At 69.3% G+C, this 7,217-nt stretch carries 8 protein-coding genes; 4 read left to right on the plus strand and 4 right to left on the minus strand.

Going from position 1 to position 7,217, the window contains the following annotated elements; translation table 11 throughout:
- Positions 1-33: 33 nt before the first annotated feature.
- Entirely contained in the window at positions 34-204 is a 171-nt protein-coding gene (locus ACFWBT_RS40285) for a hydrophobic protein (protein WP_385709021.1), read from the minus strand.
- Between the two features lie 168 nt (positions 205-372).
- Here ACFWBT_RS40285 and ACFWBT_RS40290 point away from each other — a divergent pair, with 168 nt between their 5' ends.
- Complete coding sequence (locus ACFWBT_RS40290; protein ID WP_385709024.1) at positions 373-549, plus strand: CsbD family protein; 177 nt, start codon at positions 373-375, stop codon at positions 547-549.
- On the opposite strand, the gene ACFWBT_RS40295 is transcribed toward ACFWBT_RS40290, so the two are convergent.
- Complete coding sequence (locus ACFWBT_RS40295) at positions 536-1,267, minus strand: hypothetical protein (RefSeq protein WP_385709026.1); 732 nt, start codon at positions 1,265-1,267, stop codon at positions 536-538. The genes ACFWBT_RS40290 and ACFWBT_RS40295 overlap by 14 nt on opposite strands.
- A gap of 768 nt (positions 1,268-2,035) precedes the next feature.
- Between ACFWBT_RS40295 and ACFWBT_RS40300 the strand changes: the two genes are divergently transcribed.
- Positions 2,036-2,326 (plus strand): hypothetical protein, encoded by a 291-nt coding sequence (locus tag ACFWBT_RS40300; RefSeq protein WP_385709028.1) that lies wholly within the window; start codon positions 2,036-2,038, stop codon positions 2,324-2,326.
- A gap of 485 nt (positions 2,327-2,811) precedes the next feature.
- Positions 2,812-3,681, plus strand: coding sequence for a helix-turn-helix domain-containing protein (locus ACFWBT_RS40305; RefSeq protein WP_385709031.1), 870 nt, complete (start codon positions 2,812-2,814; stop codon positions 3,679-3,681).
- A gap of 51 nt (positions 3,682-3,732) precedes the next feature.
- Here ACFWBT_RS40305 and ACFWBT_RS40310 read toward each other — a convergent pair whose 3' ends face one another.
- Complete coding sequence (locus tag ACFWBT_RS40310) at positions 3,733-3,933, minus strand: DUF397 domain-containing protein (protein ID WP_385709034.1); 201 nt, start codon at positions 3,931-3,933, stop codon at positions 3,733-3,735.
- A gap of 1,227 nt (positions 3,934-5,160) precedes the next feature.
- On the opposite strand from ACFWBT_RS40310, the gene ACFWBT_RS40315 reads away from it, so the two are divergent.
- Entirely contained in the window at positions 5,161-5,817 is a 657-nt protein-coding gene (locus ACFWBT_RS40315; RefSeq protein ID WP_385709037.1) for a hypothetical protein, read from the plus strand.
- Positions 5,818-6,009: 192 nt separating this feature from the next.
- On the opposite strand, the gene ACFWBT_RS40320 is transcribed toward ACFWBT_RS40315, so the two are convergent.
- The gene (locus ACFWBT_RS40320; RefSeq protein WP_385709040.1) at positions 6,010-6,501 is read right to left on the minus strand and encodes an MSMEG_6728 family protein; all 492 of its coding nucleotides are present in this window, start codon (positions 6,499-6,501) and stop codon (positions 6,010-6,012) included.
- Between the last annotated feature and the right edge of the window lie 716 nt (positions 6,502-7,217).

The following is a 7,217-nucleotide window of genomic DNA, read 5'->3' on the forward strand; positions in this document are numbered from 1 at the left end:
GGCCCACTGTGCCGATACGTTGTCGCGGCCTGCCTACCAGCGGTACCAGCGGCCCCGCTTGCCGCCGCTCGCCGCAGGGCGGATCACGAATCCGAGAACCCACACCACCAGCACGATGATGGCGATCCACCACAGGGCCTTGAGTGCGAAACCGGCACCGAAGAGGATCAGGGCGAGCAGAAGAACGAGAAGAATAGGAACCATAGTTATCAACCTCCGATCCTTCGTGTGCCCGGCGGAACGATCTCCACTCCTGCAAATCTCAACCTTTCCTGCCGTGCCCGAAGCGGTGAGGATCCCTGGTTTAGGAGTGGAATATGAGGTGACACAGGGGAGGGAAATTCTCTCGAGCAGGACAGGGTGTGAGTGGTTGTGGCTGCGGACAAGAAGGCTCAGGCCAAGACCGAGCAGGCCAAGGGCAAGGCCAAGAAGGTCGCCGGGGGCGCGGTGGGCAACGAGTCCCTGAAGGCCGAGGGCCAGGCCCAGGAGTCCAAGGGCGACCTGCGCGCGGCCAAGGAGAAGGCCAAGGACGCCATCAAGCCGAAGTAGACGCACCACGCCCGGTCCCGGCAGCCGCCTCCCCGCAGGCTGCCGGGACCGGTGCTGTCCGGCACCGGCAACGCCCCTCCACTCGGGTCGTGGAGGCGGGCCTGCCGGTGCCGTGATCATTCGTCGTCGGCGACGAACGGCGCGGAGGCCTGCGGCCTGACCGACCGCCACAGGTGTCGAGCGGCTTGCCGTCGAGGAGCAGGAACATCGCCGCGCGCACGCCCGGGTCACCGATGGCGCGTGCCGCGGGCGAATTCCCCACGGTCGCGCCGAGATGGGCGAGGCGCCGGCCCCCATCGCCCACAGCCGCCTCTGCCGCACTGGCATCGCGCTCCAGTCGCGCCGCGACGCTGCGCACCCATGCGTCGAACTCCTCGGGCACCTGCTCCAGCAGTGCGGCCGGCGGCCCCTTGCCGTCGGCACCGAGTGCGGTCACCTCGGTGACGGGACAGTCGAGCGCCTTCGCCACCGGCTTCGGGGGCTGGCCGGCGAACTTCTGGATACCCAGGCAGCGCCAGATGTCCCGCTCGGTGATCCCGGTGAGCACCTTGTGGAGACGGACGTACTCGGCGAGCTTCGCCTTTGCCCGCAGCCCGCCCGGCCAGCGGATGACATAGCCCTCGGCCTGCATGCCAGTGATCCGCCGGCCGCCGGGGCGGGTGCCGGCCTCGGCGAGCTTGAGCAGCTCGGCGAGCGGGAGCGCGGGCCAGGTACGCACGACGGAGCCGACGCCGGTCCAGCCGCCAGCCGCCAGCCGCGACGGCGAGCGGTGTCTCGGTGCCGTCCGGCCCGAACGCGGCCAGCAGCACGAGGTCTTGACGGTCCCCGTAGTCGACGACGACCCGGTGGCCCAGCGCCTCACCACCAGCGGATCGTCTGTGTCCGGCTCGGCCCGGACACCAGGCGCATCCGCCGGCCGGGTGGGAAACCGGCCCTTGCGTCCTGCACAGCGGGCGTGTGTCGACTTGAGCCAGAATTCGAACACATGAACTAATGGGGTAATGGAGTCCGCGACATTCCCCCACGACCTGGTTCAGCTTCAGGCAGCCTGGTGCCGCACCTACGACGCCCTCGCCGCGCCCCGCCCTACGGCGAACACCGCACTCCGTCGCCGCCTGCTGGTGTTGTCGGCCCGCTTGTTGTGGCACCCGTTCTGGTCAGGCCCCGGCAGGATGCCGGCGGCCCGTACGGAGCTGCGCAGACAGGCCCGTGCGGCTCTGGGGCGCAGCGTCGGACCGGCCTCCGGTGCACGTTCCTGACGAGGCCTTTTGTCGTACGGCCGGAAAGGGGCACTCAGAAGACGTTCGGGCCCTGTGCGCCCCTCACGGCCATCCGTTCTGTCTCTTCCTTCCGGGTGCCTGAACGCCGCACCCGCGGTCTTGATCCGGCCCGGATGCGCGAACTCCTTGCCGACCGCGTCTTTGGTCACCGCCCGAGGCCGGCGCCCCCGGCGGTGACCACCGCCGGATCGGGTACACGGCCTGCCATGGCACCGAAGACCGAACACGACATGTTCCTGCGGGCCGTGCGACAACTGCGCCGCGTCCGCACCTTCTACGCGATGGGCATCCTGCTGTGGAGCGCATCCACCCTCTGGACGGCCTGGCAGTCACTGGGAAGCCAGCAGATGTGGGTCTCCGCCCTCCTCCTCTCCGTCTTCACAGGCCTTCTCCTTACCGCCACCCTGTCGCTACGGCGCCTTGAGCCCCCCAGGCGGGGGCTTGCCCACCACGCCGCACCACGCAAGGCGACCGGACCGCAAAACGTCCACGCCTGAGCCCCGGTCATCTCATTGAGACCGGTCCGAACCCGGTCCTGACCGGCTGCCCCGGACCTGAGGCCACGGCAGAGGCGTCCGGTTTCGCTTCGCCACCGGGCTTGCGTCCGGTGCACCGAGAGCCGAGCCGGTGGCCACGACAGAGTTGCGCAACGGCGCGACAGGAGTTGCCGGACGCGCCGGATGGCGCACGACGGTGGTACGCGCGGGTCCGCGGGCGCCGGCATCGCTGGTGCGCATCGGGGCCGGTCGGCGTGGTGAGTCGGATGGTGTGGGCCGGGAGCGGGACCGGTGCGGCGGTGCCGGCCGGGGCGTTGTGGTTCCTTCGCGCCGGCCGGGTGCGGGCTCTTGCTGGAGATGGTGGGTTGCTGGATCCTCGTCTTCCAAGTGGCGTTGTGCACACGGCCTGATGCGAGGTGGCTGCCGGCGACATTGCGGGCAGACCGCCGGCACGGGGCGTGGGCGGGCCTGTGCCGGGAGGCAGCATGGTGGAGCGGGACCCGATGTATCAGCGGCGCAGGCTGCGTATCCGGCTCCGGCAGGCACGTGAAGAGGCCGGCATGCGGCAGAAGGACGTGGCGGTCGCCATGGACTGGTCCCTGTCCAAGCTGCTGCGGATCGAGGCGGGGACCGTCGGCATCTCCGTGAACGATCTGAAGATCCTTATCCAGCACTACGGCATCACCGACGTGGCCGAGGTCGCCTCGCTGGTGGAGATGGCGCGGGTCTCCTACCGGGAACTCGGCTGGTGGAGCCCCTACCGGGAGGCCATCTCGGCGCAGTTCCAGGAGTTCTTGGGGCATGAGTCCTCGGCGTCGCAGATCCGCAATTTCGAGCCGCTCATGGTGCCCGGCCTGCTGCAGACGGAGGAGTACGCGGCCGCGGTCCTGGCCAACTACGCGGAGCCCCACACACAGCGGCTGCTGGACCTGCGCAAGGAGAGGCAGGAGAAGATCTACCATGCCGGCGAGAAGGAGCTTCACTTCATCCTCGACGAGAACGTGATCAGCCGCACCGTCGGTGACAACCGGGTCATGAGGCAGCAGCTGAGGATGCTGCACGACGTGCTCGCATCGCCGCACGTGACCTTACGGATCATCCCGTTCAGCGCGGGCGTGTACCCGTACTGGGACCTTCCGTACGTGATCTTCGAGTTCCCCGTCCCCGACGACGGCGCGGTCCTGTACATCGAGCGGGCGAAGAATCAGACCTTCATCACCAATGAAGGACCGGGGGAGCGGGGCGTGTACTCACCGGCACGGTTCCTGGAGAAGTTCTGGCAGCTGGAACAACTGGCCACGATCGACGACGCCCCGCGGATGCTGGACCGGGCCCTCGACCGCTTCCGTGACTGACTCCGGGAAAGGAGCCGGCCACCGGCCCGACGAGGGCGCGCTCTGTCCTCGTCATTCACCGTCCGGCAGAAGATGGTGGGTGATGCGGCCCGTGAAGGCGCTCCACGATGCGTGAGAGAAATGCAGAAGAGGGCGACCGGGATCCTTGGAGTCCCTTACCCTCACCTCGCCGGCGAAGGCAACTTCGATGCAGTTCTCCACACCGCTGACCGAACTCTTGAACCATTCAAGAGGCACTGCTTTCGAGCGCACTGGCGCGACCCTCCAAGCCTGGAACAAAACGAACAGGACCGCCCGTGCGTACCGAGCCGTCCGGGCGATCCAGGTGGTGTGCCGTTTCTATCAGTCGCACCCCTGGGCCGGGGCCCGTATCGGGTCTCGGTTCCCTCTCTTTAACCCGCCCAGCCTCCCGCGTGCGGCTGGGGACGGGGACGGGACGAGGCGTCACCACCTCTGGTATCGAACGTCAGTTCATGAAGGCGGGTGCCCGTCGTCCGCTTGCCCCGACGCCCCGCCGTGCCGGACGGGCCGCCGCCTGGCACCCGGCCCTGATGCGGCAAGAGATCCATCAAAAAGACACTTGGCACACTGGAATGCATCATCCATACTGGGTGCGTAATCGCTGTGCTTTTTCATGGGCAGCACGGTCGGCCGACGGCCATCGGTCGCACCAGGAGTGAAAAGCCGTTCCACTGACCTCACCGGAATCAGTGGAGCGGCTTGTTCCATTTCATGCGGAAAATATTTCTAGTGCATTCACTGTTGCGCATGACAGAATTAATAGCATCCATCCGTCTCTCGCCGCGTGAGAGGAGGAGCTTATGCGTGGCGATATGGCTAGTTTGATCAGGGATGCCATGCAGGACTGGCACACGACTTTCCGTCTCTGCCTCGTTCTGCTCGTAGTGGCCGCTACAGGACCCCTGACCTTCCTGGTTCTGTCCGTGTCGATGCGCTAGCGATTACATCCCGAAAAGGGGCGAAAAGCTCAGGCCAGTGCCCCTGCCGCGCCGTTGTCACCCCTGTGGCAACGGCGCTCGAACGCACAAGAGCGGCGAACCATCGGCCGCAGCACCCCGGCCCAACACGGGAACCCGGTCAGGGTTCTCGACCGGGACCACCCCGGCCTCCTGCGGGTGACCGAGCCGCCCCTTGCGCCTCACCGGCCCGAAGCACGGGCGGTGCGCCCCGCCGCACCGCCGCGAGCGCGGGAACCGTCCGTCGGCGCCCCCGGCGTCGGGCCGACGCCGGCTGACGGCGTCCCCATCGCATCGCGCCGCTGCTCACCGGCCGCGCTCCTGCGACGCCAGGCGCCCGCACTCATCCGGGTCACCGGGCGCGCGGACACCGCGACCGGGCGGCAGGGTGGTGGTGCCGATGCCGCAGAGCACCGGCCGGCATCGCCGTCCGGACCGCGGCACCGTCCGCCGTTCCCGTCCCGGACGAGGAGCCCTCGAGCGCACCCATGCAGGAGGTTTCGTGCACGACAAGCCGCTCCTCAAGAGCGTCGGGGAACTGCTGCGCCGGGGGCACGGCTCCTCACACCGCACCCGGCAGGCCGGGCCCGAGGGATTCGCGCTGGACGTCTCGAAGGTCGCCGGGTTCACCTCCGGCACGCTCGGCCCCGAGGAGGAGGCGGCGCTGGCCGACGAAGTGGCCCAGCTCCTTCCCCACCACTGGGATCTGCCCACCAAGTCGGTGGAGGCACTGACCCCGCTCGTCGACCACCTCGGCGGCCAGCAGGAACTGATGGCCTGGCTGGACCGCCACCCCGGGCGGCCACGGCTGACCGCGCGGATCTACGTCCTCCTGGGCCATCTCGACCAGTACAGCGACAACCCCGCGGTACTCGCCGCCGTGCGGCACGCCAGGGCCCAGGACCCGTACCCCGCCGGCCTGCGCGGCTACCTGACGCCGGAGACCAACGACGAAACCCTGGGCGGCCTCGCCTTCCGGATCGAGGAACTCCTCGGCGACAACCGCGAAGAGGACGCCACCGCACTCGCCCTGACGACCGCCGACTGGCTGCGTGGCGCGGCGCGGAACGCCGACACCCCGAACGCCGATGTCCGCGAGATGGGCGAACTCATGGACCATATGCACCACGACATCAGCGAGGCCGCCCAACCCTCCTGACCCGGCAGCGCGACAGGGGGCAAGGAAGGGCCGGGCCGTCCGTATCCGGCATGGCTGTCGCCTCCGAGAGGTGACCGGGAGCCCCACCGGGCACGGGGAGCAGCCGGAAGCCTGCCGAGTTCGAGTGTCCAACTGCCCTTCGCAGGTCAGGATGTGACCTACTGGGATGCGTCTCATCAACCCGGTGCTCCCTCATGGGCTGGGCTCACGGCCCTGTGAAGTGGTTCGGTCGGACGTCGGCCAGAGGTAGGGCAGGTCGTCGGGAACGTCCGGGAAGAACGGGGTGTAGTACTCCGGTGCCTTGCGCCTCAGCGCCGACTGGTGGCTGCGGTGGAAGGCAGGGTCTCCCAGCCAGGGTGGCAGCTCGCCATCGTCGGCGAGCTGCTCCTGGACACGTACATCGGCGCCGGGACGCCACCGGCTGAAGTCGGTGACGAGCGTCGTGGCACATGTGTCGGCGTGTCCCTGCGCCACCCATGTGGCGCACACGTCCAGGCCGTAGCGGACCAGGGCCTCCTCGTAGCCGGTCCACATGCGTACCGCGGGATGGTGCCGCCATCCGTAGCCGGGCACGGTCAGGCCGCGCAGCACCTGGAGGGCCTCGACGCGCTGTTTGCCCAGGCGCGCCCGGTCCAGGATCGCGGCGGACTGCGTGAAGTCGGGATACGGGAGAAAGGTCTGCACGCAGGACACCTACCGCGGCCGGCCCGTTCCCATACGGGCGCTTCGGGTGCACCAGCCTGCCGTGCCACCGCATGCGGCCTGCACGCTCGGCGGCGCCGGGCCGAGCGAGCGTACCGGGCAGTGACAGCGGCTCGCCGGTAGAGCCGGGCAGCGCGCGAGATCCCCGGACGGCCTTCGGCTGCCTTCCCCGCCGGCGCCGGGCTCGCCGGTCAGGTCGCTGCCCTCACCGCGGCGGAGCCCGCCGGGTGACCGACCCGTTTCCACCGGTCGGGTGACCCACCCTGACCGTGGGCGGCAAGCCTCACGTCCGGGGCTCTCCGGGACGACGCCCCGGAGAGCCCCTCCAGGATGCCCTCGCCGTTGCGTCTGCCCTTACGCACCTGGCAGATGAGGCCCACGCCGGCCATCCCTTGCCCCCTCTGTCGCGCCGCGCCGCCGCGCCCTGCCCCGAAGACCTGGCCGGGGAGGAGCGTGGCGGCCGGGCCGGCCGCCGCACTGTGCTCTTCGGCCCATGTCCTTCCTCTGACTGGTAGCCGGCCGAGTCCGGCCGCCGCCAGTACGGCCTGCCCCGGAAGCCGGCGCTGGAGGCGGTCAGTTGGCCGGGGTCAGGCGAGCAGCAGTCGGCACCAGCTGTCGGCGAGCCACCGCTCGAACCGCTCGGGCGGCCAGCCGCGGTCCTCGACCAGCAGGCAGTAGAACTCGGGCGAGTTGGTGGC

Source organism: Streptomyces sp. NPDC060027, from assembly GCF_042737005.1.
Classification (GTDB): domain Bacteria; phylum Actinomycetota; class Actinomycetes; order Streptomycetales; family Streptomycetaceae; genus Streptomyces.

Excerpts from the sequence above, each read along its gene's own strand:
- ACFWBT_RS40285 (WP_385709021.1), bottom strand. The coding sequence starts at position 204 with ATGGTTCCTATTCTTCTCGTTCTTCTGCTCGCCCTGATCCTCTTCGGT.
- ACFWBT_RS40300 (WP_385709028.1), top strand. The coding sequence starts at position 2,036 with ATGGCACCGAAGACCGAACACGACATGTTCCTGCGGGCCGTGCGACAA.
- ACFWBT_RS40305 (WP_385709031.1), top strand. The coding sequence starts at position 2,812 with ATGGTGGAGCGGGACCCGATGTATCAGCGGCGCAGGCTGCGTATCCGG.